The 24685-nt window shown below is 65.5% G+C and carries 19 protein-coding genes; 3 read left to right on the forward strand and 16 right to left on the reverse strand.

Going from position 1 to position 24685, the window contains the following annotated elements:
• Window positions 1-39: 39 nt before the first annotated feature.
• The 5 genes from ACVOKO_RS13070 to nudE all read right to left on the reverse strand — a co-directional run bounded on the left by ACVOKO_RS13070 (window position 40) and on the right by nudE (window position 2953).
• Complete coding sequence (locus ACVOKO_RS13070; protein ID WP_346499344.1) at window positions 40-342, reverse strand: Mpo1-like protein; 303 nt, start codon at window positions 340-342, stop codon at window positions 40-42.
• A 39-nt stretch (window positions 343-381) separates the two neighbouring features.
• Window positions 382-705, reverse strand: a complete 324-nt coding sequence (locus tag ACVOKO_RS13075) for a YnfA family protein (RefSeq protein ID WP_282270615.1) — start codon at window positions 703-705, stop codon at window positions 382-384.
• Window positions 702-1523: a nucleoside triphosphate pyrophosphohydrolase gene (gene mazG, locus ACVOKO_RS13080; RefSeq protein WP_346499345.1), complete on the reverse strand. Its 822-nt coding sequence runs from the start codon at window positions 1521-1523 to the stop codon at window positions 702-704. Before mazG ends, ACVOKO_RS13075 begins: the two co-directional genes overlap by 4 nt.
• A 75-nt stretch (window positions 1524-1598) precedes the next feature.
• Window positions 1599-2408, reverse strand: coding sequence for a 3'(2'),5'-bisphosphate nucleotidase CysQ (gene cysQ / locus ACVOKO_RS13085; RefSeq protein ID WP_346499346.1), 810 nt, complete (start codon window positions 2406-2408; stop codon window positions 1599-1601).
• Window positions 2405-2953 carry an ADP compounds hydrolase NudE gene (nudE, locus tag ACVOKO_RS13090; protein WP_346499347.1) on the reverse strand — a complete coding sequence of 183 codons (549 nt, stop codon included), beginning with the start codon at window positions 2951-2953 and terminating at the stop codon, window positions 2405-2407. Before nudE ends, cysQ begins: the two co-directional genes overlap by 4 nt.
• 124 nt (window positions 2954-3077) lie before the next feature.
• On the opposite strand from nudE, the gene ACVOKO_RS13095 reads away from it, so the two are divergent.
• Window positions 3078-3812, forward strand: coding sequence for a 16S rRNA (uracil(1498)-N(3))-methyltransferase (locus ACVOKO_RS13095; protein WP_346499348.1), 735 nt, complete (start codon window positions 3078-3080; stop codon window positions 3810-3812).
• A 291-nt stretch (window positions 3813-4103) separates the two neighbouring features.
• Here ACVOKO_RS13095 and ACVOKO_RS13100 read toward each other — a convergent pair whose 3' ends face one another.
• The 7 genes from ACVOKO_RS13100 to pilG all read right to left on the reverse strand — a co-directional run bounded on the left by ACVOKO_RS13100 (window position 4104) and on the right by pilG (window position 16392).
• Window positions 4104-4580 (reverse strand): chemotaxis protein CheW, encoded by a 477-nt coding sequence (locus ACVOKO_RS13100; protein ID WP_057628824.1) that lies wholly within the window; start codon window positions 4578-4580, stop codon window positions 4104-4106.
• A gap of 25 nt (window positions 4581-4605) precedes the next feature.
• Complete coding sequence (locus ACVOKO_RS13105) at window positions 4606-5946, reverse strand: chemotaxis protein CheB (RefSeq protein WP_346499349.1); 1341 nt, start codon at window positions 5944-5946, stop codon at window positions 4606-4608.
• Complete coding sequence (locus ACVOKO_RS13110) at window positions 5933-12892, reverse strand: hybrid sensor histidine kinase/response regulator (protein WP_346499350.1); 6960 nt, start codon at window positions 12890-12892, stop codon at window positions 5933-5935. The genes ACVOKO_RS13105 and ACVOKO_RS13110 overlap by 14 nt, the downstream gene beginning before the upstream one ends.
• 108 nt (window positions 12893-13000) lie before the next feature.
• On the reverse strand, window positions 13001-15037 hold the full coding sequence (locus ACVOKO_RS13115; protein ID WP_346499351.1) for a methyl-accepting chemotaxis protein: 2037 nt from the start codon (window positions 15035-15037) through the stop codon (window positions 13001-13003).
• A gap of 41 nt (window positions 15038-15078) precedes the next feature.
• On the reverse strand, window positions 15079-15609 hold the full coding sequence (locus ACVOKO_RS13120) for a chemotaxis protein CheW (protein ID WP_062166655.1): 531 nt from the start codon (window positions 15607-15609) through the stop codon (window positions 15079-15081).
• A complete protein-coding gene (locus ACVOKO_RS13125) occupies window positions 15609-15971 on the reverse strand; it encodes a response regulator (protein WP_057628819.1) in 363 nt (120 codons plus the stop codon). Before ACVOKO_RS13125 ends, ACVOKO_RS13120 begins: the two co-directional genes overlap by 1 nt.
• 19 nt (window positions 15972-15990) lie before the next feature.
• A complete protein-coding gene (gene pilG, locus ACVOKO_RS13130; RefSeq protein WP_057628851.1) occupies window positions 15991-16392 on the reverse strand; it encodes a twitching motility response regulator PilG in 402 nt (133 codons plus the stop codon).
• 241 nt (window positions 16393-16633) lie between these two features.
• Here pilG and gshB point away from each other — a divergent pair, with 241 nt between their 5' ends.
• Together gshB and ACVOKO_RS13140 are read left to right on the forward strand one after the other, a co-directional pair.
• Window positions 16634-17581 carry a glutathione synthase gene (gene gshB, locus ACVOKO_RS13135; RefSeq protein ID WP_346499352.1) on the forward strand — a complete coding sequence of 316 codons (948 nt, stop codon included), beginning with the start codon at window positions 16634-16636 and terminating at the stop codon, window positions 17579-17581.
• On the forward strand, window positions 17581-18471 hold the full coding sequence (locus ACVOKO_RS13140; protein WP_346499353.1) for an energy transducer TonB family protein: 891 nt from the start codon (window positions 17581-17583) through the stop codon (window positions 18469-18471). The genes gshB and ACVOKO_RS13140 overlap by 1 nt, the downstream gene beginning before the upstream one ends.
• Window positions 18472-18737: 266 nt before the next feature.
• On the opposite strand, the gene tsaB is transcribed toward ACVOKO_RS13140, so the two are convergent.
• From tsaB to mrcB, 4 genes are all read right to left on the reverse strand, one after another.
• Entirely contained in the window at window positions 18738-19445 is a 708-nt protein-coding gene (tsaB, locus tag ACVOKO_RS13145) for a tRNA (adenosine(37)-N6)-threonylcarbamoyltransferase complex dimerization subunit type 1 TsaB (protein WP_346499354.1), read from the reverse strand.
• 8 nt (window positions 19446-19453) lie between these two features.
• The gene (gene yoaA / locus ACVOKO_RS13150; protein WP_346499355.1) at window positions 19454-21565 is read right to left on the reverse strand and encodes a DNA repair helicase YoaA; all 2112 of its coding nucleotides are present in this window, start codon (window positions 21563-21565) and stop codon (window positions 19454-19456) included.
• 151 nt (window positions 21566-21716) lie between these two features.
• The gene (locus ACVOKO_RS13155; RefSeq protein WP_346499356.1) at window positions 21717-22250 is read right to left on the reverse strand and encodes a hypothetical protein; all 534 of its coding nucleotides are present in this window, start codon (window positions 22248-22250) and stop codon (window positions 21717-21719) included.
• A gap of 8 nt (window positions 22251-22258) precedes the next feature.
• Window positions 22259-24685: a penicillin-binding protein 1B gene (gene mrcB, locus ACVOKO_RS13160; protein ID WP_346499357.1), complete on the reverse strand. Its 2427-nt coding sequence runs from the start codon at window positions 24683-24685 to the stop codon at window positions 22259-22261.

Below are 24685 nucleotides of genomic sequence, written 5' to 3' on the forward strand. Positions count from 1 at the left end.
CCGAGTATAGCCACAGCCCCGAGACGGCCAGGTGTGCGCCTACAGGCGCACCCGCCCACGCAGAATGTCGACGAACATCACCCAGTCGCCGGCAAATGAATAGAAGGGATGTCGGAAGGTGGCCGGCCGGTTCTTCTCGAAGAAAAAGTGCCCGACCCAGGCAAAGCCATAACCGCATACCAGCGCCAGCCACAACCAGCGGCCGTGGCCACTCCACAGCGCCATTGCCACGCAGGCCAGCACGCCCCAGCTACCGATGAAATGCAGGCGGCGGCTGATGTGGTTGCTGTGTTCGCTCAGGTAGTACGGATAGAACTGGCGGAAGCTGCTGAAACGCGACATGGCCGGCAACCTGGTGCGGATGCGGACAGCATAGGTGTTTCAGTTGCTGCGTGGGGCGAACATGATCACCGCCATGCCGAGCAGGCACAGGCCGCCGCCTAGCAGGTCCCAACGGGTGGGTTTGACCGAATCCACCAGCCACAACCACAACAGCGCCATGCACACGTACACGCCGCCGTAAGCGGCATAGACGCGGCCGCTGGCGGCGGGATGCAGGGTCAGCAACCATGCGAACAAGGCCAGGCTGGCGGCGGCCGGCAGCAGCAGCCACGGGCTGCCCTGCTGCCGCAGCCATAACCAGGGCAGGTAGCAGCCGACGATTTCCGCCAACGCGGTAAGCAGGAACAAGGCGAAGGTTTTCACCGCGCCGCGTCCTTTTCCTGCTGCTTCACCGCCTGCCAAAGTGCTTCCTGCGCGGCCAGATCCAGCGCCGGCATCGGCGTTGCCTGGGCCGCTGCCAAGGCTTCCATCGCACGGAAGCGACGCTCGAACTTGTGGTTGGCGTGGCGCAAGGCGGTGCCGACATCCACCTTGGCGTGACGCGCCAGGTTGGCGCAGACAAACAGCACATCGCCCAATTCTTCCTGCAGCCGCGCCTGGTTGTCCTGGCCATTGGCGGCGATCTCGAACTCGGCCTGCAGCTCGTCGATTTCCTCACGCAGCTTGGCCAGTACCGGCGCAGGGCTGGGCCAGTCAAAGCCGGTGCGCGCGGCGCGCGACTGCAGCTTGGTGGCACGCAGCCACTCCGGCAGACCGCGTGAGATACCCGCCAATGCCGAGCCGTCCTGCTCACCCTTGGCCGCACGTTCGCTGCGCTTGATCGCATCCCAGTTGGCCAGCACTTCGTCCGAATCGCTGACCTCGGTGTCGCCGAAGATATGCGGATGGCGGCGGATCATCTTGTTGCTGATCGACGCCACCACATCGCCGAAATCGAAGGCGCCCTGCTCGCTGGCCATCTGCGCATGGAACACCACCTGCAGCAGCAGGTCGCCGAGTTCGTCCTTCAACTCCGGCAGGTCGTTGCGATCGATCGCGTCGGCGACCTCGTAGGCCTCCTCCACCGTATACGGCGCAATGCTGGCGAAATCCTGCTCCAGGTCCCATGGGCAACCGCCCTGGGGATCGCGCAGCCGCGCCATGATCTGCAACAGCGTCTGGATATCGTTCAACTCGGACATGCGCACACCTTCTTCATGACGACGCCGGCAGACGCCGGCGTTGGGGGTTTGTTGATCAGCGGCTGAGCGCAGCCATTACAGCCCGGCCACCCAGTCCTGCCACGGCAGCGAGGCATCGCCCAGTGCGACAAAGTCGCCATTGAGCAGACGCGGCCGCTGGTTGTAGGCAAACGGCACACCGTCATCGGCAGCCAGCACCACCCCGCCTGCCGCTTCCAGCACACACTGGCCGGCAGCCGTATCCCATTCACTGGTTGGCCCAAGACGCGGGTACACGTCCAGCGTGCCCTCGGCGATGCGGCAGAACTTGAGCGACGAGCCCTGCGCAACCAGCTCGATCTCGCCCATGCGTGCCAGCAAGGCCGCGGTACGCGCACTGGCATGCGAGCGGCTGGCCGCCACCCGCAACGGCGACGCCGGCGGCACCCGGGTGCTGATCGCTTCCTGCTGCTGGCCCGTGCGACGCCATGCCTTGCCACCGCGCTCGGCGTGCCAGATGACCTCGGTCACCGGCGCCTGCACTACGCCAAACACCGACACGCCGTGCTCGATCAGCGCGATGTTGACGCTGAATTCGCCATTGCGCTTGATGAACTCGCGGGTGCCATCCAGCGGATCCACCAACCAGTAACGCTGCCACTTGCGCCGCGTCTCCCAGGGCAACTGCGCCGACTCTTCGGACAGCACCGGGATATCCGGGGTCAGCCCGGTCAGGCCGTGCACGATCAAACGATGCGCGGCCAGATCGGCGGTGGTCACCGGGCTGTCGTCGGCCTTGTGTTCGATATCGAAGCCGCTGGCGTAAACCTGCATGATCGCCGCGCCAGCCTGCCGGGCGATCTGCAGCACGCCTTCGCGCAGCGCCTCATCGATTGAAGCATTCATGCGCCACCTCGCAGCCACTCACGGGCAATGAACAGGGCCGCCAACGAGCGTCCTTCGGAGAAATCCTCGCGCAGCATCAGCTGGTCCAGCGCGGCCAGCTTCCATGGCACCACTTCCAGCTCCTCGGGCTCATCGCCGGGCAGGCGCTGAGGATACAGATCGCGCGCCACCACCAAGGTCGACTGGTGACTCATATAAGTAGGTGCCAAGGTCAGGCTGCGCAGCGCATCCAGTCTGCGCGCGCCATAACCGGCTTCTTCCTTGAGCTCGCGGTCGGCCGCTTCGATCGGCGTTTCGCCCTCATCGATACGGCCCTTGACCAGGCCCAGCTCGTAGCGATGCAGGCCGGCTGCGTATTCACGCACCAGCAGAACGGTCTCATCGTCGAGCATCGGCACCACCACCACCGCGCCGTGACCACCGCTGACCAGGCGCTGGAAGTGCCGGCGCTCGCCGTTGGAAAACTCCAGATCCAGCTGTTGTTGGCGGAACGGACCGATATGTTCTTCGACCACGTTGTGGATCTGTGGAAGCCGGCGACTCATGCGCCGCTCCGGGCAAAAGGACGGTAGACCGATAGAATGCGCATTGGCAGATACGTTTTCATGACGTTGAAATGCTAGCAGACCCAGCCGCCCCCCATGCGGCACCGCCTTTGCGAGATCACCGATGCGTCTTACCCGTTGCCCGATTGAACTGCCACTTGCCGCCGGCCAGACCCTGTCCCTCCCCGAAGAGGTGGCCAATCACCTGGTGCGGGTAATGCGCCTGCGCGAGGGTGACGGCTGCGTTCTTTTCAATGGCGATGGCCATGACTATGCGGCCACGCTCAGCGCCATCAGCAAGCGCGAGGTGCAGGTACATATCGACAGCGCGCAGGCCATCGACAATGAATCACCGCTGGCCATCACCTTGCTGCAGGGCATCGCCCGCGGCGAGAAAATGGACCTGATCCTGCAGAAAGCCACCGAACTGGGGGTCAGTCGCATCATCCCGGTCAATGCCGAGCGCACCGAAGTAAAGCTGGACGCGGCCCGTGCGGAGAAGCGCATCGCCCATTGGCGCAATGTCGTCGGCTCGGCCTGCGGGCAATCCGGGCGTGCCCGCATTCCGTCGATTGGCAGCCCGCAGGCGCTGGCCGCCGCTGTCGCCGCGCTGCCGGAGCAGACCCTGCGGCTGACCCTGGATCCATTGGGCGAACATCGCCTGGCCTCGTTGCCGGACGCACCTGCCAACGGCGTGGTCATCGCGATTGGCCCGGAAGGCGGCTGGTCACCACGCGACCGCCAGCAACTGGCCGAGGCGGGCTTCCAGGGCCTGCAGCTGGGCCCACGCATCCTGCGCACCGAGACCGCAGGCCTGGCCGCCATAGCCGCCCTGCAGGCGCGCCTGGGCGACCTATAGCGCCCAGCCATGCTTGGCTGGGGCGTTACCACGGCAACCCACAGAACCCACAGAACCCCCCGTGGGGGAGCGGCGTCAGCCGCGAGGCTGGGGATGGTTGCACCACCAAGATGCCTGCAATCTGATGGACTACGGGCTTCGCGGCTGACGCCGCTCCCACAACATGCAGCGCCGCCGGTTTCAGGACTGCCGGGAAGGCCTCTGCCGAGCATGGCTCGGCACTACCGGTGCATCTGCCACTGCGCGGGCCTGTAGCGCCGGGCATGGCTCGGCTCTACCGTGCAGGGTGGATCAGCCTGCGGCTTCGGCCAGGGCCAGGATCACTGCGCTTTCAACGGCGTCCAGATCCGGCAGCAGGGCGCTCTGCTCGCCCAGCAGCACGCGCATATGCACGCCTACCGGCAGGCTCTCTTCCGAGGCGTCGGCCAGCAGGCCGTCACGCGGTACCGCGATCAACTGCGGGAAGGACTGGGTCAGCAAGGCGAAATAAGGCAGGTCCGGGTTGCCACCCAGGGCCTTGAGCACCACCACCTTGTTGTTGCTGCCGACCATTTCGTGGCCGTGGCCACTGAGCCCGGCATAGGACAGCAACGGCACGCTCCAGCCGTGCCATGCGATCTGCCCGACCAGCCAGGCCGGCGCATTGGCAATCGGCTCGACCGCCACGCGGGACATCATTTCCGCCACCGTCGCGTTGGGCAACAGCACGCGCTCGGTACCGGCCTGTATCAGTACCCCACGGACTTCATCGTTGTTTGCGTAGCTCATCGTCAGTTCCTGGGTCGCGCTGCGGTCACGCCGCGCAATGCACAGCCAATTCGGCGGCGAGATATTCCGGATCACCGGCGCTCATGCCAGCAACAGCCAGCTGGCTGGCAGCGGCCGGGTCATAGCAACCCTCACCGATCTGCCCCGCCACCCAGCCACCCTTGCCGGCGAAGTCCAGCACCGGCGCGACCATCGCCACATCGGCACCACTGAGCATCAGCACCGCGCTGCGGTCCGCTTGCAGCGCCTGCAGCAGATCGTTGGCGTCGGCGCAGAAACGCAGGCCGCCAGCAGCTGATTCGACGCCAATGACATCGGGAAGAATATAGACCTCGCCCGGGTTCAGGCTCTGGCCGGGATCGGCCAGGCTGACCGGCAGCGGCGTTGCCCGTGCCATCTGCTTGACCAGGTTGGCGTAACGGCCACCGTCCAGTCGCAGCTGCACCAGCACCGGGCGCGAAAAATCTTCCGGCAGGCCGGCCAGCACGCGGCGCACCGCATCCGGGCCGCCAATACCGGCAATCAACAACACCGCGCCATTGCCCTCGGCAGCGCCCTCATCGAGGTCTACCAGCGACAGCTCGCTGTTGAGCAGACTGGCCAATGCCGGCGGCGGCTCAGCGGCTACCGGCGCGGCGGGCGCGGTCTCGTAGCCATCCTCGTCCAGCAAGGACCAGCTGCTGAAATCACCGATCGGCGCTGCGGCCGCCTTGCCCGCAGGCTCGACCGAAGCCGTAACCGGTTCCGGCGGCAGCGGCGGAGGCAGGGTTTCGACGGACGACGGCTGTGCGGCACCGGCAATCAGTTCCTCGAACGACAGCACTTCGGCATGCGGTTCACGCGCACTTGCCGGTGCCTCGTAGATTTCATCGGCGGGCAGGTCATAGGCCTGCACCTGCGCCTCATCCAGATGGAACTGCAGCGGCGCATCCACATGGCCATCGGCCGGACGCGGCGGCAGGCCGGGTTGCAGAGTGTTTGCCGGCTCGGCGTCTTCATGCTCAAGGCCCGGCGGCAGCACGTTGCCATGGCCCTGCAGCTTGGCGGCCAGGTGACGGATCCAACGCTGCGCCTCCCAGCCTTCGCGACGCGCGGCCAGTTCGGCTTCCTCGAACAACAAGGACAGTTCCGGGGTTTCCAGTACCGATTCCAGCCGTTCCAGCGCGTCCTCGACCGCCGGCTCCAGCGCGACCAGCACCACCTGCGGCGCAGCCGAGACCAGCGAAGCCGGCTCCAGCTGGTTGGGGTCTTCCTCCAGCACGATGCGGCCACCGGCAGCGATCAGTGCTTCGCGCAGGCGATCGCGGGCGGCGCCAGCACGGGCCAGCAGGGCAACGGGCTTGGCAGTGTCGTCAGTCGCGTGCACGGGCGATCCCCAGCAGGTCATAGACATTGCGCATCAAATCCAACTCCTGGTACGGCTTGCCGAGATAGCGTTGCACGCCGATCTCGAATGCGCGCTGGCGATGCTTGTCGCCACTGCGCGAGGTGATCATCACGATCGGGATGTCCTTGTAACGCGGATCGGCACGCATCGCGGTGGCCAGCTCGTAGCCGTCCATGCGCGGCATTTCGATATCCAGCAGCATCAGGTCCGGGATGCGTTCTTCCAGCTGCTCCAGCGCTTCCACGCCGTCGCGCGCGGCGACCACCTCCAGGTTGTGACGTTCCAGCACGCGGCTGGTGACCTTGCGCATGGTCAGCGAATCGTCGACCACCATCACCAGCGGCACATGGCGCTGGCTGCTGGCCTCGATCACTTCCACCGTCTGCTGCGGCTGGGTCAGATGACGACGCACCAGCGGTGCCACGTCCAGGATCACCACCACATTGCCTTCGCCGGTGATGGTGGCGCCGTAGATACCCGGCACCGACGCGATCTGCAGGCCGACCGGCTTGACCACGACTTCGCGGTTGCCCAGCACCTGGTCGATCGCCACCGCCGCACGCAGGTCGCCGGAGCGCACCAGCAGCAACGGAATCTCGGTCTGGCCTTCGGCCTTGGCCGCCACCTGACCCACCAGGTTGCCCAGGTTGTACAGGCTGAAGTCTTCGCCGTTGTAGTGGTAACCGCCCTGCCCTGATTCGAAACGCTGGCGGGAGATCCGGCCGATACCACTGACCGATGCCACCGGTACCGCATAGGTGGTTTCGCCGATACGCACGAACACCGCCTGGGTAACCGCCAACGTCTGCGGCAGGCGCAAAGTGAAGGTTGCGCCCTGGCCACGCACCGAGTGGATGTCCACCGAGCCGCCGAGCTGACGCACTTCATTGCGCACCACGTCCATGCCGACACCACGGCCGGACAGCTGGCTGACCTGCTCGCTGGTGCTGAAGCCCGATGCAAAGATCATCTGGTCCAGCTGGTTGTCGTCGATCTGCTCATCGCTGCCCAGCAGACCACGCTGCTCGGCACGGCGACGGATTGCCTCGCGGTCCAGGCCGGCACCGTCATCGCCGACTTCCAGCACGATTTCCGAACCTTCGCGGCGCAGACGCAGTGCGATTTCGCCTTCTTCCGGCTTGCCTGCAGCAGTACGTGCAGCCGGCTGCTCCAGACCATGGGCAACCGAGTTGCGCAGCATGTGCTCCAGCGGCGCGACCATGCGATCAAGCACGTTGCGATCGAGTTCGCCGTGGGTGCCTTCCAGCTTCAGGTGCACCTGCTTTTCGGTTTCCTGCGCGGCTTGGCGCACCACGCGACGCAGGCGCGGCACCAGGCCATCGAACGGCACCATGCGCGCACGCATCAGCCCGTCCTGCAGTTCCGAGCTGACACGCGACTGCTGTTGCAGCAGCGTGTCGTAGTTGCGCGACAGATCGTCCAGCACACCTTGCAGACCGCCCAAGTCGGCCGCCGATTCGTTCAGCGCACGGCTGAGCTGCTGCAGGGTGGAGAAACGGTCCAGTTCCAGCGGATCGAAGGTCTGGTCGGCCTGTTCGTGTTCGCGGCGGTAACGCGCCACGATCTGCGCTTCGGTTTCCAGATCCAGACGACGCAGCTGGTCGCGCAGACGGGCGTTGGTGCGATCCAGCTCGGCCATGGCGCCACGGAAGGCACCGAGCTGCTGCTCCAGGCGCGAACGGTAGATCGCCACTTCGCCGGCGTGGTTGACCAGGCTGTCGAGCAGGTCGGCGCGCACGCGCACCTGTTCCTGTCCGCGCGGTGCACCTTCTTCTTCGGCACCGGCCGGTTCTTCGCGCAACGGCGCAGACAAGGGCTCGATATGTGCCAGCGGCTGCGGCTGCACCGCGTCTTCCGCGACCTCGACCACAACGGTGTCGGTTGCAGTGACCGCCGCTTCGACCAGCGCCTGTGCGGCTTCGGCACGGCCATCGGTACGGGCTTCGAACGCTTCGATCAGGTCGCTCGGCATCTGCACCGCACGGTGCTCGCCGGTACGGATCAACAGCTGATGCAGACGGTCGAAACCGCGCTCCAGCAGCTGCACGTCGGCACGGGTGATCTCGGTACGGTTGGCCGCAACGGCTTCCAGCAGCGACTCGATGCCATGGCCGAGGTCGCCGATGGCGTTGATACCGGCCATGCGCGCGCCACCCTTGAGGGTGTGCAGATCACGCTGCAGGCCCGCCAGCGCTTCGCGATCTTCCGGCGCGGCGCGCATGTCATTGACCAGACCATCGCAATGGTCGAGCAGATCCTTGCCTTCCTCGACAAAGATATCGACCAGCTCACGATCCAGGTCGGCGAAGTCCAGCGGGCCAGCATCCAGTTCGTGGACTGCCACGGCGACGGCCGGCGCTTCTACCTGTTCCGGCAGTGCTGCGGTCAACGGGGCAAGCGTGGCCTTGGCGACGACGACAGACTCGAGCTCAACCGGCTCGGCAATCTCGACCGTTTCGACGGCTTCGACAACTTCGACGACTTCAATAGCGTCCACCGGGTCATTTCCGGCGACGTCTTCGAGCGATGCCGATTCTTCGGCTGCGGCGGCTTCGTCTGCCGTCTCGTCCTGTTCGATCTGCGTTGCGACAGTTGCGGACGCGTCCAGCGGATCAACGGATTCCAGCTCGGACACGGAATCATCCGCAGTCGCAACAACTGCATCTTCATCCACCGGCAAGGCATCTGCCGCTGCCTGCTCGGCATCGCCAGCAAGCACTTGCTCGTACTGTTCAGCGCCCTGTGCAGGCTCGACCATCTGCGCGGCCTCATCGGCCTGCGTCAGCGGCTGTGCGTCCTGTTCGCTCTGCGCAGCCAGCTCTGCTGCCTCAGTGTCAGCCTCGGCATCGGCTTCAGCCGTCGTGCCTGCGTAGACCACGCCTGCAGCCAGTGCGCCCGCACCGGTTGCGATGGCCAGGGCGCGCGCAATGACGCTGTCGTGATCATCCGCGTGCGCGGAACCTTCGGCAGCTGCCTGTGCGTCATCCTGGGTGTTTTCAGTCTGCGCGGCCACTGCATCCTCAAGTGCGTTATCGGCATCTGCAGCAATGAAGGACTCGGCAGCAGCCCCGGAAGCGTCGTCGGCCAGCGGCGCGTCGGTGCTTTCCATGGCCTGCGTCGGCTCAGCGGCATCGGAGGCATGGCCCCAGGTCGAAGCGCGGACTGCGTCGTAGCCATCTACCGCATCCACGGCCAGCTGCGCGTCGTCTGCCGCGCCGCCATCCAGTGGCGCTGCGACATCTTCCTGTGCGTGCACGTCGTCAGTGACGGCAGCCGTTGCCGGCTCGGCGTCAACAGCGGCATCGGCTGCGAACGCGATCGACGGCGCGTCAATTTCGACAGCTTCTGCGGGTTCCGGCGCTTCCGCCAGCATGTCCGCATCCGCACGCACGTCAACGCCGGTCGGCAGAACGATTTCCGGCTCAAACGCGGCAACCGGCAGTTCAGCGGCGGCCACCGGTACGGCGTCACCCGGGGTTTCATCCAACAAGCTGGAGTCGAAGTAAGCCGACAGGTCTTCGACACCGACCAGCTCAGCGCTTACGTCGTTGCCTGCCGACAGCGGACCCTGCACTGCATCGGCGTCAATGGAATCAACGATGGCCAGCTCATCCTCGGCGGCCATCGGCGGCCACTTGGCATCGGGCAAGGCGTCGACCAGCGACTGCAGGCGCTCGGCCACACCCGGGAATGCCGGAATGCGGGGCGAAGGTGCGCGCAGCGCGGTGATTGTGGTGTGCACGGCCGAGGCCATCTGCGCCAGCGCATCCACGCCTGCCGTGGTCGGCGTGACCGCCGCGGCCAACGAACGCTTGACGAAGGTTTCAGCCGGGCTGGTGATCTGGGTGATCACCGGCACGTCGGTCATGGCGAAAGCGCCACTCATGGTGTGTACGGCACGCAACAGGTCTTCGGAAACCGGCTGCGGCTGCGCCACGGATCCGGCCAGCCAGGTGTTGACCGTGTCCAGATGGGCGCCGATCTCGGCTTCCAGGATCTCGCGCAGCACCTCATCGACCGAGGCCGGGGTGCCGCCTGCATCGTTGTCCTGGTCTGCTGCGGCTAGTTCGGTTTCGACCGGCACAACCGCTTCAGCGACCTCGGCAGCCGGGGCGATATCCTGCGCTGCGGCGGCATCGGCAACTGCGCTGACACCGGCAACGTAGAACGCTTCTTCGCCTGCGGCGACGCGGTCCGCCACGTCCTGTATGCCCAGCAGATCGGAATGGATGCTGCCTGCACCACGCAGGGCGGCATTCAGTTCCGGCAACACGTCATAGGCCTGGGTCACTGCGGCAAGTACCGCAGGGCTGGCGGGACGGCTGCCATCAAGCACGCGGTTGAGCAGGCTCTCGATCTTCCAGCTGAACTCACCCAGGGTGCGTGCGCCAACCAGACGGCCGCTGCCCTTGAGCGTATGGAATACGCGACGCACCGGGCGCAGGCGCTCCATATTGGCCGGCGCCGCGCGCCATGCCGGCAACAGATTGCCCAGGTTTTCCAGTTCTTCGTCGAACTCCTCGATGAAGACTTCGCGGATGTCCTGATCGATGACGTCGCCGCCATCGATGAAGCCACCTTCGAGCTGGTGTACCGGCGCTGCGGCCTTCGCAGGCGTTGCACCGTGGATCGCAGCGTCGGCCACATCGGCGGTGACCAGCTCGGCCTGCAGGGATTCCGGCAATGCGAACGGATCGAACGCTTCGGCGGCGGCATCGAGCTGCGCCATGAACGCGGCGGTTTCCGTATCCAGCTTGGACACGGGTTCAACCAACATGGAAACCGGCTCGATCGAGGCGGCCTCCAGGCTGTCGGCCGGCGTTGCTTCCAGCGTCAGCGCATCGCCGGCAATGCCGGCGTCTGCGAGTGCTGCCGGCGCAGCGTCCAGCTCCCAGTTGTTGGCTACCTGCGCATCCATCGGTGCAGCAGCATCAAATGCCGGCGCAACCGCTTCCAACTCGGCGCTGAAGAACACATCGCCATCGGCAAGCGCGACCTTGGCCAGATCGGCGGACTGCAGCGGCGCTGCGTCAGTACCGTCCAGGGTCAGCAGGGAATCATCAAAACGGTAGGTGTCGCCAGCGTCAGCGACCGCGAAGTCCTCGGCGGCGACCGGATCGAACGCTGCGGCAAACGATGCCGGCGCAGCTTCGGACGCAGTGCTGGTTTCCTGCCCTTCAAGCGCCAGCGGCGCCAGCGCGAAGCTGCTGTCGTTCGACAACGCTCCCTCGGCGGCAACCGGATCAAACGCGGAAATCTCCGCCGCGGCTACCTCGGTCGGGACCAACGGCCCGGCCACGTTCGGCACCTGCAGCGTCTGCACCGGCGTGGCCACGGCATTGATGGCCGCACCAAACACCAACGGGTATTCGGCGGCTGCCTGCGGCTTGTCCTCCAGCTCAATCGGCGGCAGCGGCGGCGGCATTACCGGCGTGGCGCTGACCGGTGCCTGCTCGGCGACCGGAGCGGCCTCGGCAGCTACTGCGTCTTCTGCATGCTCGGCTTCCTCAACAATGGCGGTGACCGCCACCGGCGCCGGATCGGCGGCCAGCGATTCGTTTGCCGCAGCCGCCCATGGTGTTGCCGCAGTGGTGGCGTGCGCTGCCGGGGCTGCTTCACCCATGACCGTTGCCGCGCGGCCGTCGGTATTCGCCTGCAATGCCGGGATCGGCCAATAGCGCAGGGTTTCCAGGCTGGTGCGGGTGATGTCGAGGATTTCCTCGCGGCCGGGACGGCGATCGCGCAGGGCTTCCAGGAAGTATTCCAGGCTGGCCATCGCATCGGCCAGGGTGTCGAGCTGACGCCCGCTGGGAACGCGTTGGCGCGCAATCAGTTCGACGTCGATGTACTGACGCACGGCCTGCAGATAGTCTGCCGGCGCCGGCAGTTCCAGCATGCGCAGGGCACCGGAAACTTCGCTCAGCAGACGCGGCACTTCGGCCAGGCGTGCGTGGTCCCAATTGGTCTCGATGAAGGCCACGAAGGATTCGCGTGCGGCGGTGAAGTTGGCAATGGCTTCATGCGCCAGTACTTCCACCGTGCGGCGGGTTTCCACCGAGCCCGGATCGTCTTCACCGGTGACATTGGCGCCGAGGTGCGCCACCTGGTCATCCAGCGACGCGTCCACATAGAGCAGCGCACCGGCGATGTCCAGCAACAGGTTGTCGTCGATCTGACGCGTGCCGTTGACCACTTCGCGCAGCGAATCGCGCTGCTGCGCGACGATGCCACGGGCAACGCCCAGGCCCATCACACCCAGCGTGTCGGAAACGGCGCCCAGCTCGTTGACCTGTACCTGCAGGTCGGCCGGATTGCCATCCATGCGCATGTGCAGATCGAGCGCATCCTTGATGCGCATCAGTTCTTCCTTGACCGCACTGCCGACCGTGTCGAGCAGTTCGCGGTTGCGCCCGCTCAAGCTGCCGCGGGCGTGCTCCAGCTCATCGGCACTGGCGTTGCTGGCATCGGGGTTGAAGGCGAACAAGACGCTTTCGTTGATGCCTTCAGCGCCGCGTGCAGCGCGGATGTCATTGAGCAGCGGCAGCAGCACGATGGGAATATCGCGGTGGCCGTTCTGCAGGCGCTCCAGGTAATCGGGCAGCAGCACGGTGCCACGCATCAGCGTAGCGCAGGCTTCGTCGCGGTCCGGGATGGCACCGTCGCGCACTGCATTGGCGAGCAGCTCCAGCTCCTCGGCCACCATCGCCGGGGCATACAGCTCGACCATGCGCAGCGTGCCCTGCACCTGGTGCAGGTAGCCGGCACAGAAGCGCATGCGGCTGCTGTCGTTGGGTTCTTCGACGTAAGCCTCGACCTCATTGCGCACCTGGCGCAGGGTCTCGTCCAGCTCGGGTTTTACCCACCCCAGAGCTGCGTGGCTCATCGCATCGCGCAAGGTACTCATCGCACTCCCCCGTGCAGCATCAATTGCATGCCGTCCGGGCGGCCCTGCGTTGGTTTGTGACGAAACTTCATCTGCTGATTCCTTTGCATCCCCGCCCGATCAGTCCGTTCAGGCCGGCAACTTGAAGTCGGCCACCGAACGGCGCAGCTCTGCCGCCAACTGGTTCAACTGACCCAGCGAATCGGCGGTCTGCCCGGCGCCCTGCGAGGTCTGGCCGGTAATCTGCCGGATCACGCCCATCGTCTGGGTGATGTCGGTAGCTGCCGAGGCCTGCTGGTTGGCGGCGATGGAGATGCTTTTAATCAAATTGTTAAGCGCGTTGGACACGCGTTCGATTTCGGTCAGTGCGGTACCGGCGTCTTCGGCCAGACGTGCACCGGATACCACTTCGGCGGTGGTCTGTTCCATCGAGGTAACCGCTTCGTTGGTATCGGCCTGAATGGCCTGCACCAGACCTTCGATTCGACGCGTCGCGCCGGAGGTACGTTCTGCAAGCCGCTGCACTTCGTCGGCCACCACAGCGAAACCGCGGCCGGCCTCACCGGCCGAGGCTGCCTGCACGGCCGCGTTCAATGCCAGGATGTTGGTCTGCTCGGAAATGTCGTTGATCAGTTCCACGATCGAGCCGATTTCCTGCGAAGACTCACCCAGACGCTTGATGCGCTTGGAGGTTTCCTGGATCTGGTCGCGGATCTGGTCCATGCCCTGAATGGTCTGGCGCACCACGCCGGCACCTTCGGTGGCGATCACCACCGAGCGCTGTGCCACTTCGGCCGACTCGGTGGAGTTGCGCGAGACCTGTTCAATGGAGGTTGCGATTTCGCCGATACGGTCCGAGGCGCTGGTGATCTCGTCGGCCTGGTGGCCGGCGGCTTCGGCCAGCTGCATTGCCGTTGCCTGGGTTTCCTGTGCCGACACCGCCACCTTCGAGGAGATGTCGTTGATGGTGGTCACCAGGTGGCGCAGTTCGTCCACGGCGTAGTTGATAGCGTCGGCGATGGCGCCGGTCATGTCCTCGGTCACCGAGGCCTTTACCGTCAGGTCACCTTCACCGAGCGAGCTGATTTCGTCCAGCAGACGCATAATTGCCTGCTGGTTGCGGCTGTTGAATTCCACCTGGGTCTGGTAACGCACGTCCTGCTCGCGCGAACGGGTACGCACCGTGCTCCAGACGAAGCCGATGATCGAAAACACCGACAGGCCGCCGAAGATCACGCTCCACCAGAAGTTCGGGAAGATGCGGGTATCGCGGGCCGAGCCGAATGCCGAGAACGCGTCAAACAGCTTGCGGCTGCGCTCCAGCATCTTGTCCGAGCCGGTGGCCAGTGCGGCCGCCGAGGACTGTGCAGCAAACAGGTTGCGCGAGCTGGCCAGAATGGCGTCGGCATCCTTCTTCATCTTTGCCCACTGGTTGGCCGACTGTTCCAGCGCAACCTGTGCATTGGCATTGCGCACCGCGGCGATGCCCATTTCTTCGTTGCCGTTGCGCAGGCCTTCCAGCACCTGGGTGAACACCACCATGTCGCGCGCCAGCGCGTCACCGGCGCCGCTCGCGCCAGCACCACCGGCGCGGATTTCGGTTACGCGACGGGCCATGGTGCCAACCACCACCACCTGCTGCAGGCCGTTGTAGACCTGCGAGGACTGGGCGCCACCGGCGGTCATCGCCCGCACCACTTCATTCAACTGTGCCTGCAACTGCGGCACCGCGCCGACGAAGCTGTCAGCGTTACCGGCCAAGGCCAGTACCGCCGGCTCGGAGGCGACGATCTGCTCGGCGTTCTTGGACAGCGGCTTCCAGGTATCAACCAGTGCGCCCAACGGACCGGACACGCCGCTCTCGTTGCCGTAACGGCCCTGCAACTCGCTGACGGTACTTTCCACCTTGCTGCGCGTGTCCTTGAACGCTGCGTAGCTTTCGCGGCTACCGGCCACGGCTTCACGGCCCTGGTTGGCCAGCTGCTGTGACAGCACCTGCAAGTCGGCGGCGCCGGTACTGGCGCCGGCCAGACGGCTGCCCTGCCAGGTGGCCACGCCGGTGTTGGCACCGAACACGACCATCGAGAGCACCAACAAGCCCAACCAGAAGTTGGTGCTTACGTTGCCAAGCTTGCCAGCCTTGGCGGCTTCAGGAGCAGTACTCATCGTTCGACCTCGGTCTCAATACGAAGAGGCAAGCGCGCCAATCAGGCGGCCGCTTGCCGGAATTCAGGAGTGCGGGAAAGCAGCGACAGCGAGAACACGCCCCAGTCACGGCCTTCATCATGGAAGGCGCGTTCGACGAAATGCGCGTAGCGCCCTTGTGCGATGTCACCGGCAGGCACCTGCATCGGTGCCTCGAAGCTGCGCTGGCCGTACAACTCGTCAATCACCAGCGCAACGTCGCCGCCGCTCTGGCGCATGATCAACACGCGCTGGCCTTCCTGCGGCGCGGTGCGCTCGCCTTCCAGGAAGTTCTTCAGGTCCACCACCGGGAACAGGTTGCCGCGCAGGTTGCCCACGCCCAGCAACCAGGGCTGTGCGCCCGGTACCGGGGTAACCGGCGGCATGGGCACGATTTCCACCACTTCGCGGAAATCCGAGACCAGATGCCGGCTGCCAACGCGGTAACCCACGCCACGCCAGACATCCTGCGAAAAGCTCCGCTCCGGCAGCTGTACCGCGTGCGCCAGACTGCGACGTTCGTAGGCTTCAAGGATGTCGAATGGAGAACGCATCAACCCACCAGTTTGTTGATCCGCGCGATCAGATCATCCTCGCGCGGCGGCTTGACGATGTAGTCGCTGGCACCTTGCCGCATGCCCCAAGCCTTGTCGGTTTCCATGCCCTTGGTGCTGACGATCAACACCGGGATGTCACGCGTAGCCTCGTCACGCGACAGCGCGCGGGTTGCCTGGAAACCACTCATCCCCGGCAACACCACGTCCATCAGCACCAGCTGCGGGCCTTGCTCACGGGCAATCTGCAGGCCGTCCTCGGCGTTGTCTGCCGACAGCACCTCGTGCCCAGCCTTGAGCAACCATTGTGTAAACACCGCCCTGTCGGTCGGTGAGTCCTCGATCAAAAGAATTCGAGCCATTTTTGCCTTTCCCCCCTGGTCAGGCGTTGACGTATGTGCGGATGGCACCTAGTAGTTCGTCGCGGGTAAATGGCTTGGTGAGGTATTGCTCGGAACCGACGATGCGGCCACGGGCCTTATCGAACAGGCCATCCTTGGATGACAGCATGATCACCGGCGTCGACTTGAAGAGCTGGTTGCCCTTGATCAATGCACAGGTCTGATAGCCATCCAGACGAGGCATCATGATGTCGACAAAGATGATCTGCGGTTGCTGGTCGGCAATCTTGGCCAATGCCTCGAAACCGTCAGTGGCGGTCACGACCTCACAACCTTCACGCTTGAGCAGTGTTTCAGCTGTACGTCGGATGGTCTTCGAGTCATCGATGACCATCACCTTCAGCCCTGCGAGTTCCCCACCCGCAGCCATGTTTTCAACCATTTGTTGTTCCCCGAACGCGCGACCGGCATCGAACGCGATGCTGCCGCGAAAGCGCATCTATATCCCAGTCCTGCCGCAAACTGTCAAGTGATGCCTGCAGGACTAGGCTGATCATCAAGATAATGTGAGCCACTTCACATTAAAAGCGGCACGCCGTTCAGCCTCAGCGTTCCGATTTCCGCGCTGTGCGACCCCGCCGCGAACCGCTAACATCCTCCTCCAGATCTGCCGGATTCAAGTCATGCCTTTAGACGTCATCGTGGTGATGGACCCCATCGCCAACATCAAGATCGCCAAGGACACCACCTTTGCCATGCTGCTGGAAGCCCAGCGCCGTGGTCACCGGCTGCACTACGTGCGCCCCGGCGGGCTGTCGCTGCACGGCGGCCAGGCCCAGGCCGAAGTAGCCCCGCTGCAGGTCCGTGACGACAAGGCCGGCTGGTTCAGCTTGGGCGAGTTCGCGCCACTGGCATTTGGCCCTGGCCAGATCGTGCTGATGCGCAAGGACCCGCCCTTCGATGGCGAGTACCTGTACGACACCCACATCCTCAGCGTCGCCCAGCAGGCCGGGACCACCGTGGTCAACGATCCGCAGGGGCTGCGCGATTTCAACGAGAAGCTGGCCGCCCTGCTGTTCCCGCAATGCTGCCCGCCGACCCTGGTCAGCCGCAACGCGCGCGAGCTGAAGGCCTTCGTGCTCGAACATGGGCAGGCCGTACTCAAGCCGCTGGACGGCATGGGCGGGCGCTCGATCTTCCGCAGCGGTACCGGCGACCCCAACCTCAACGTGATCCTGGAAACCCTGACCGACGGCGGCCAGCACCTGGCGCTGGCACAGCGTTTCATCCCCGACATCACTGCCGGCGACAAGCGCATCCTGCTAATCGACGGTGTGCCGGTGGACTATTGCCTGGCGCGGATTCCGCAGGGCGATGAGTTCCGCGGCAACCTGGCCGCCGGTGGCCGTGGCGAAGGCCGCCCGCTGAGCGAGCGTGATCGCTGGATCGCCGCCCAGGTCGGCCCGGAGATGAAGCGCCGCGGCATGCGTTTCGTCGGCCTGGACGTGATTGGCGACTACCTCACCGAGGTCAACGTCACCAGCCCCACCTGCGTGCGCGAGCTGGATGCGCAGTTCGGCCTGAACATCGCCGGCCAGCTTTTCGATGCCATCGAGGCTGGCCTGGCCTGATGTATTCCCAGCCTGAGGTCCTGCCCGCCGCCCCGCGGGTTACCGAACAGCAACGCCTGACCGCCACGCTGGTGCTGTCCACGCTGGTGCATGGCCTGTTGATACTCGGGGTGGGTTTTGCGGTGAGCGACAACGCGCCGCTGGTACCCACGCTGGATGTGATCTTCAGCCAGACCAGCACGCCGCTTACGCCCAAGCAGGCCGATTTCCTGGCCCAGGCCAACCAGCAGGGCGGCGGCGACCACGACACCGCCCAGCGCCCGCGCGATGCGCAGGCCGGCATCGTGCCGCAGTTGCAGAACGGGCTGGCCCCCGTGCCGCTGCAGGCGCAGAGTGCGGCAGCACCGCCACCACCGCAGGCACGCATCATCACCAGCAGCCAGGGCAAGGACACGGTGGCCAGCGCGCAGACCCAGCCCTTGCCGGATCGTCCCGACACCAATGCGCCGATGAACGCCCGCGAGCAGCGCGATGCGGCAATGGCGCGACTGGCGGCCGAGGTGCATCTGCGCTCGGAGCAGTACGCCAAACGCCCGAACCGCAAGTTCGTCTCGGCCAGCACCCGCGAATACGCCTATGCCAACTACCTGCGCGCCTGGGTTGACCGCGCCGAGCGGGTGGGCAACCTCAACTACCCCGATGAAGCGCGCCAGCGCCGGCTCGGCGGCCAGGTAGTGATCACCGTTGGCGTGCGCCGCGACGGCAGCGTGGAAAGCAGCCGCATCCTGCGCAGCAGCGGCGTGCCCCTGCTGGATGCCACCGCACTGCGGGTAATCGAACAGGCCCAGCCATTCCCGGCCCTGCCCGAGACCAGCGACGACATCGACATCCTGCAGGTCACCCGCACCTGGATGTTCCTGCCCGGCGGGCAGCTGCACGATGATCGTTGAGCCGGACATTTGCGCATTTGTAGGAGCGGCGTAGGCCGCGAAGCTGGCGTTGCCTGAGCAACCAGCCTGATCGCAATCGGGGAATGTACGAGCTTCGCGGCTGACGCCGCTCCTACAAGGGGGTGGCGTTGCTGCTGTGTTGTTGTGGGAGCGGTGTAAACCGCGAATCTGGTGCTGTCTGAGCAACCAGCCTGATAGCAATCTGGGAATGTACGAGCTTCGCGGTTTACACCGCTCCCACAAAAGCTTCGAACCTTATCGCTGCTTCAGCGCTTGGAATCGCGCAGCGCCTGTTGTTCGACCAGGGTCAGGGCGACGTTGTCGCGCAGGTAGGCCGGCTGCACCAGCTCCGGAGCGATGGCCTCGCCACGCAGCATCGCCGGCACGGCGATCTTCAGCACGTCGGCGGCGCGCGGCAATGCCTGTGCATCCACGCTGCCCAGGCGCGATTGCAGGCGTGTGCTCAACACGCCCTCGCCCGCCGCAAAGCCGGTACCAACACCGGCCCAGACGCTGTCATCGGCCGGCAGCTGCACCGCATCGGGTGCCACCAGCAACTCGCGCTCCTGCAACTGCAGCTCGCCGTTGGCGTCACGCAGGTAGCGCGCTGCGTACAGCTCACCCATCCGCGCATCGATACAGGCCAGCACCCGCGCTGCATCTGCCGGTGCGCGCAGCGCCAAGGTCTGCAGGGTGGATACCGGCAGCAAGGGCCGATCCAGCGCCAGGGCGATGCCCTGCGCGATGGCGATGGCCAGGCGCACGCCAGTGAACGCACCCGGCCCACGGCTGAGCGCGATGGCGTCCAGCTGGCTGCGCGCGATACCGGCTTCGGCCAGCAACTGCTCGGCCCAGGGCAGGCTCAACTCGGCATGCCGGCGCGGCGCTACTTCAAACCGCTCCAATACCTGCCCATCCACATACAGGGCAACGGAACAGGCTTCGGTGGCGGTTTCAAAGGCAAGCAGCTTCATGGCGACAATCACGACAGGGAAAAGGGGGGCGCAGCGGTATCCGCATCAGCGGACGGCTCTTCAGCCGCTGGCGGCGGTCCGTGCTCCGGTGCCCATTGTCGCGCAAAGAACGCCTGCACATCGGCCAGCGCACGGGTACGCCGGAATGGCGGCAGTGAATCAAGGAAGACCCGCCCATAGCTGCGCGACAGCAGGCGCGGATCACACAGCACCAGCACGCCACGGTCGGTCTCGCTGCGGATCAGCCGGCCCACGCCCTGCTTGAGCGCGATCACCGCCTGCGGCAGCTGTTCGTCGCGGAACGGATTGCCACCCTGGCGACGGATCGCATCCAGCCGCGCTTCGAATACCGGGTCATCGGGGGCGGCGAACGGCAGCTTGTCGATCACCACCACGCTCAGCGCATCGCCGACCACGTCCACACCTTCGCGGAAGCTGGCCGCACCCAGCAGCACGCCATTGCCGGACTCACGGAAACGCTGCAGCAGACTGGCGCGCGGCGCCTCGCCCTGCACGAACAGCGGCCACGGCCCATCACGCAGCGCATCGGCGGCCTCGCGCAATGCACGGTGCGAGGCGAACAACAGGAATGCCCTGCCCTGCGAGGCCTCCAGTACCGGCCGCAGGGTCGCGATCAAGGCTGCGCCGTAGCCGCGCGCCGCCGGGTCGGGCAACTGCTGCGGCAGATAGCACAAGGCCTGCTGCTGCCAGTCGAAAGGACTGGGCTGGACCAAGGTATCCGGATCATCCAGGCCCAAGCGCTTGGCCAGATGCTCGAAGCCACCATCGACGGTCAAGGTGGCCGAGGTGAACACCCAGGCTGCCATCGAACGCAGGCGGTGCTCGCGCAGCGGGCCGGACACATCCATCGGCGTGCGCTGGCAACGGAAGCCGCGCGGGGTCAGTTCGTACCACAGCACATCATTGCCGTCGTCGGCAGGGAACAGCGAATCGCCAGCCGTTGATGCTGGCTCGGCGGCGGCATCGTCCGCTGCCACCGGCGCATCATCGATATCCCATGTATCGACGGCGCCAGCCTCGCCATCGTCGAGCCAGCGCGACAAGCGCGACACGCCTTCCAGCGCGCGGGCGTGGCAGGCATCAAGGCCGGGCGAGGTTTCGCGCACAAGGCTGAGTGCATCGCGCAGCTGCGCCATCGCCGCCGCGACCGCATCAAAGCCTTCGGCAACCGCCGGCACCGCCAGCGCGCGCCAACGGGTGCCGCGCTGCGGCAGTTTTTCCATCGCCTCACGCAGTTCCCGCAGGGCAATCTCAAGCGTCGCCACCGGCTGCTGCAGGCTTGCCTGCGCACCGGCAACGCTGCGGCATTCGGCCAAGCAATCGCGCGCCAGTTCCTGCCACGGACGCATGCCAAAGCCTTCACCGAAGAAATTGGCGGCAAGTTCGGGCAGCTGGTGGGCCTCGTCGATGACGAAGGCCTGCGCGCCCGGCAGGATCTCGCCGAAGCCTTCCTGTTTCAGCGCCAGGTCGGCGAGCAGCAGATGATGATTGACCACCACCAGGTCCGCTTCCTGCGCCCGCTGCCGCGCCTGCACCACGAAGCAATCGCCCCAGAACGGGCAATCGGTGCCCAGGCAGTTGTCTACCGTCGAGGTCACCATCGGCAGCAACGGCGAGTCATCAGCCAGGCCATCGAGTTCGGCCATGTCGCCGTACTGGGTGCGCCCGGACCAGGCGAGGATGCGCTGGAACTGCGCCACCTGTTCGGTCGAAGTGAAGCGGGGTTCGCCGCGCGCCTGGTCCAGCCGATAGCGACACAGATAGTTCGCCCGCCCCTTCAACAAGGCGGCGCGATGGCCAACACCGAGTGCGGCGCGCACCCGCGGCAGATCGCGGTGATAGAGCTGATCCTGCAGCGCGCGGGTGCCGGTGGAGACTATCGTCTTCAAGCCGGACAGCAGCGCCGGCACCAGATAGGCGTAGGTCTTGCCGGTGCCGGTACCGGCCTCGGCCAGCAGCACATCGCGCTGCTGGAAGGTCTCGGCAATGGCTCCGGTCAAGCGCAGCTGCGCCGGGCGCGGCACGAAGGCATCGAGCTGGCGCGCAAGCGCGCCGCCTTCACTCAATGCTTCGCAGCTGGCGGTGACGAGGGAGGACATGTTTCAGCGGCCGGGAACGGACAGTGGACAAGCGCATGGGCAGGCAATCACCGTAACTGATGCTCGCCCGGTAGCAACCCACCCTGCTTCACGCCACGCGCTGTTGTCGCGTTCGCGTTGCCGATTCCCTGCGCCCGATTCCCTGCTCACATCAAAAACGCTTGATCCCCGGCACCGTGCAGCCCTCGATCTGTGCATGGGCGGAGACGGCGTTCTGAGTTTCGGCACGCGCCAGGCGCGATTGCTCGATGGTCGCCCAATGGCGGCGGCACAGCGGGCCGGTGCGCGAGCCCAGCTCCAGAGCCTTTTTGGACAGCGTTTCGGCGCGTACCCAATCGGACTGCAGCAAGGCGATATCGGCACGCTCCTGCAGGATGCCCGGGTCATCGTTCACCAGCAGCAGGGCCTGGTTCAAGGCTTCGGCAGCGGCAGCCAGGTCACCGGCCTTGCGCTGGGCAATGGCGGTCTGGCGCAGATCGTCCACCTGCGCATCGCGCAGCGGCTGCACCGACAGCTCGGTGTCATCGGCACCGGCGATGGCATCCACAGCCGCCAATCGCTGCGCCGGCGTGGTGGTGTCAACGGCCGCGCGCGGCGCCGCCGGTGGTGAGCTGACACAGCCTGCAAGTGACAGAACGGCTGCAGCAGCAACCAGCGCGGAGCGGATCAAGGACGTGGTGTTCATGGCCCTGATTATCGCGCAGGCGTCTGCGCAGCGGGGGCAGCAGCCGGTTCAGGTTCCTTGCGGTCCAGGCCCAACCAACCACGCCAGCCACCGCCTGATTGCTCCTGCGTACCCTCGGCACCATCCTGTAGCGGCACTTCCGGCGGCAGTGCGCACGGCACGTACGGCGGTGCATAGCCCACCACGAACGGGAAACGGCGCGCGCCCGGGCAGGATTCATCGGTGGCATTGCTGCCTGCCGCTTCCACGTACTGCCAGTCCAGGCCCTTGTTGTTCACGTGCAAGGCCTTGCTGGGCAGGTTGCGGAAGATGCCCGACCACACCCGCATCGCACCGGAAGCACCAAACAAGCCGGTCTGCTCGTTCTGGTCGTTGCCCATCCAGATCACCGCCAGATGGTCGCCGGTGTAGCCGGCATACCAGCTGTCGCGGCCATCGTTGGAGGTACCGGTCTTGCCGGCCGCCTGCAGCCGCGACAAGCCGTCGGCGTTCAGCCCCGACGCCGTGCCACTGGACACCACCTGCTGCAGGCCAACGCTGATCAGGTTGGCGGCAATCGAATCGCCTTCCTGCGCCGGCGCCGGGCTCTTGTCGTAGCGCTTGAGCAGCTTGCCCTGCGCATCCACCACGCCACGCACCGCATGCAAGGGCTGGATTTCGCCGCCAGAGGCCAGGAACTGATACAGCTGGGCCATGCCATAAGGGCTCTGGTCGGTGGAACCCAGGATCACCGCCGGATTGGATTCGGCCTTGAGCCCGGCCAGCACATTCATCAACTGGGTCAGCCGTTCCGGCCCGACCTGCATGCCAACCCGCACCGTGGCCTGGTTGTAGGATCGCGCCAAGGCATCGATCAGCCGCACCGTGCCGTGACTGCGGTTGTCAGCATTGCCCGGCGTCCAGTTGCGGCCGCGGCTGAGCTTGACCGTCACCGGCGAGTCATCCACCCAGCTGGCCAGCGAGTAACGATCCGGCTGCGCCAACGCCAGCAGATAGACGAAGGGCTTGAGCAGCGAGCCGACCTGGCGGTGCGCCTCGATGGCACGGTTGAAGCCCGGCTCGGAAACATCGCGGCTGCCAACCACCGCCAGCACATCACCATTGTGTACGTCGGTCACCACCAGGCCGGTCTGCAGCTCCGGGCGGCGCTTGTTTTCCAGCGCCTTGATGGTGTGCGCCACCGCACCCTCGGCATAGGCCTGGGCCGAGGGCGACATGCCGGTGAACACATTCAAGCCCGCGCCCTGCAGCACGTTTTCCGGGTAATCATTGCCAAGCTGACGACGCACCAGGTCGACATAGGCCGGGAAGCGATTGGCGGCGGCGATACCGGCGGTCTTGGACACGCCCAGGGGTGCCTTGATCGCGCGTTGATATTCGGCTTCGTCGATCAGCTTGTTTTCAAGCAGCTTGCCCAGCACGAAATTGCGGCGGTCCAGCGCGTTCTCGGGATTGCGCCGGGGGTCGTAGTACGACGGCCCCTTGACCAGGCCGATCAGCAGGGCGATCTGCTCGCTGCTCAGCGAATTGAGGTCACGGCCAAACCAGAACTCGGCGCCGGACGACACCCCATGGATGGCCTGCTTGCCGCGCTGGCCCAGATAGACCTGGTTGAGATAGGCCTCCAGGATCGTGGCCTTGTCGTAGCGCGCCTCCATGATAAGCGCGTACAGCACCTCGTTGAATTTACGGGTGAAGGTCTGTTCCTTGCCGATGCCGAGCAGGCCGCTGCGGGCCAACTGCTGGGTCAAGGTGCTGGCGCCCTGGCGGGTTTCACCGCCGCTGCGCACGGTCACCCAGACCGCCCGCGCGATGCCGCTCAGGTCGATGCCGTGATGGCGCGCGAAATCCTTGTCCTCCACCGCCTGCAGGCCGGTGACCAGCAGTTCCGGCACTTCGCGCACCCGCACCAGCCGCCGTTCTTCCTGCTTCTGGCCATACAAGGTGGCGATACGCGCCGGATCCAGCCGCGCCGCTTTCAGCGCCTTGCGGCTGCCCGCCTCGCGCAACGAGGCCACCTGCCCACCAGACACCACCACATCGACCTTGCGCGGGGCAACGTTGCCGTCAACATCGACATAGCCGCGGCTGGAAATGGTGAAACTGCCGCCCTGCACGCGATAGGTGCCTAGGCTGCTGCCGGCACCGTCATCGCGGTAGCCGGAGGCCGCCAGCTCGGTCTTGAGCGTATTGGCGTTCATCGCCGTGCCTGCGCTGAGCACCAACGGCCGCGCGTACACCCGGGTCGGGATCTGCCAGCGCAGCTCACCGAAGCGCTGGCTGACCTGACTGTTCAGGTACAGCGTATAGGGGATCATGAAGCCCAGCCCCAATGCGGCTGCGGCCAATCCCCAGGTGATCAAGCGGCTGCGCCACACAGGGCTGTTGCCGTCGGTATCGTCGTCGAGCTCGTCGGAATCGTGGCGTCGTGGCAC

Source organism: Stenotrophomonas sp. STEN240, from assembly GCF_056756175.1.

Bases quoted from the DNA above. Each gene is read 5' to 3' on its own strand.
- ACVOKO_RS13125 (WP_057628819.1), bottom strand. From the start codon at position 15,971: ATGGCTCGAATTCTTTTGATCGAGGACTCACCGACCGACAGGGCGGTG.
- tsaB (WP_346499354.1), bottom strand. From the start codon at position 19,445: ATGAAGCTGCTTGCCTTTGAAACCGCCACCGAAGCCTGTTCCGTTGCC.
- ACVOKO_RS13115 (WP_346499351.1), bottom strand. From the start codon at position 15,037: ATGAGTACTGCTCCTGAAGCCGCCAAGGCTGGCAAGCTTGGCAACGTA.
- ACVOKO_RS13100 (WP_057628824.1), bottom strand. From the start codon at position 4,580: ATGAGCTACGCAAACAACGATGAAGTCCGTGGGGTACTGATACAGGCC.
- ACVOKO_RS13095 (WP_346499348.1), top strand. From the start codon at position 3,078: ATGCGTCTTACCCGTTGCCCGATTGAACTGCCACTTGCCGCCGGCCAG.
- yoaA (WP_346499355.1), bottom strand. From the start codon at position 21,565: ATGTCCTCCCTCGTCACCGCCAGCTGCGAAGCATTGAGTGAAGGCGGC.
- ACVOKO_RS13155 (WP_346499356.1), bottom strand. From the start codon at position 22,250: ATGAACACCACGTCCTTGATCCGCTCCGCGCTGGTTGCTGCTGCAGCC.
- mazG (WP_346499345.1), bottom strand. From the start codon at position 1,523: ATGTCCGAGTTGAACGATATCCAGACGCTGTTGCAGATCATGGCGCGG.
- cysQ (WP_346499346.1), bottom strand. From the start codon at position 2,408: ATGAATGCTTCAATCGATGAGGCGCTGCGCGAAGGCGTGCTGCAGATC.
- ACVOKO_RS13140 (WP_346499353.1), top strand. From the start codon at position 17,581: ATGTATTCCCAGCCTGAGGTCCTGCCCGCCGCCCCGCGGGTTACCGAA.
- gshB (WP_346499352.1), top strand. From the start codon at position 16,634: ATGCCTTTAGACGTCATCGTGGTGATGGACCCCATCGCCAACATCAAG.
- nudE (WP_346499347.1), bottom strand. From the start codon at position 2,953: ATGAGTCGCCGGCTTCCACAGATCCACAACGTGGTCGAAGAACATATC.
- ACVOKO_RS13070 (WP_346499344.1), bottom strand. From the start codon at position 342: ATGTCGCGTTTCAGCAGCTTCCGCCAGTTCTATCCGTACTACCTGAGC.
- pilG (WP_057628851.1), bottom strand. From the start codon at position 16,392: ATGGTTGAAAACATGGCTGCGGGTGGGGAACTCGCAGGGCTGAAGGTG.
- ACVOKO_RS13110 (WP_346499350.1), bottom strand. From the start codon at position 12,892: ATGAGTACCTTGCGCGATGCGATGAGCCACGCAGCTCTGGGGTGGGTA.
- ACVOKO_RS13120 (WP_062166655.1), bottom strand. From the start codon at position 15,609: ATGCGTTCTCCATTCGACATCCTTGAAGCCTACGAACGTCGCAGTCTG.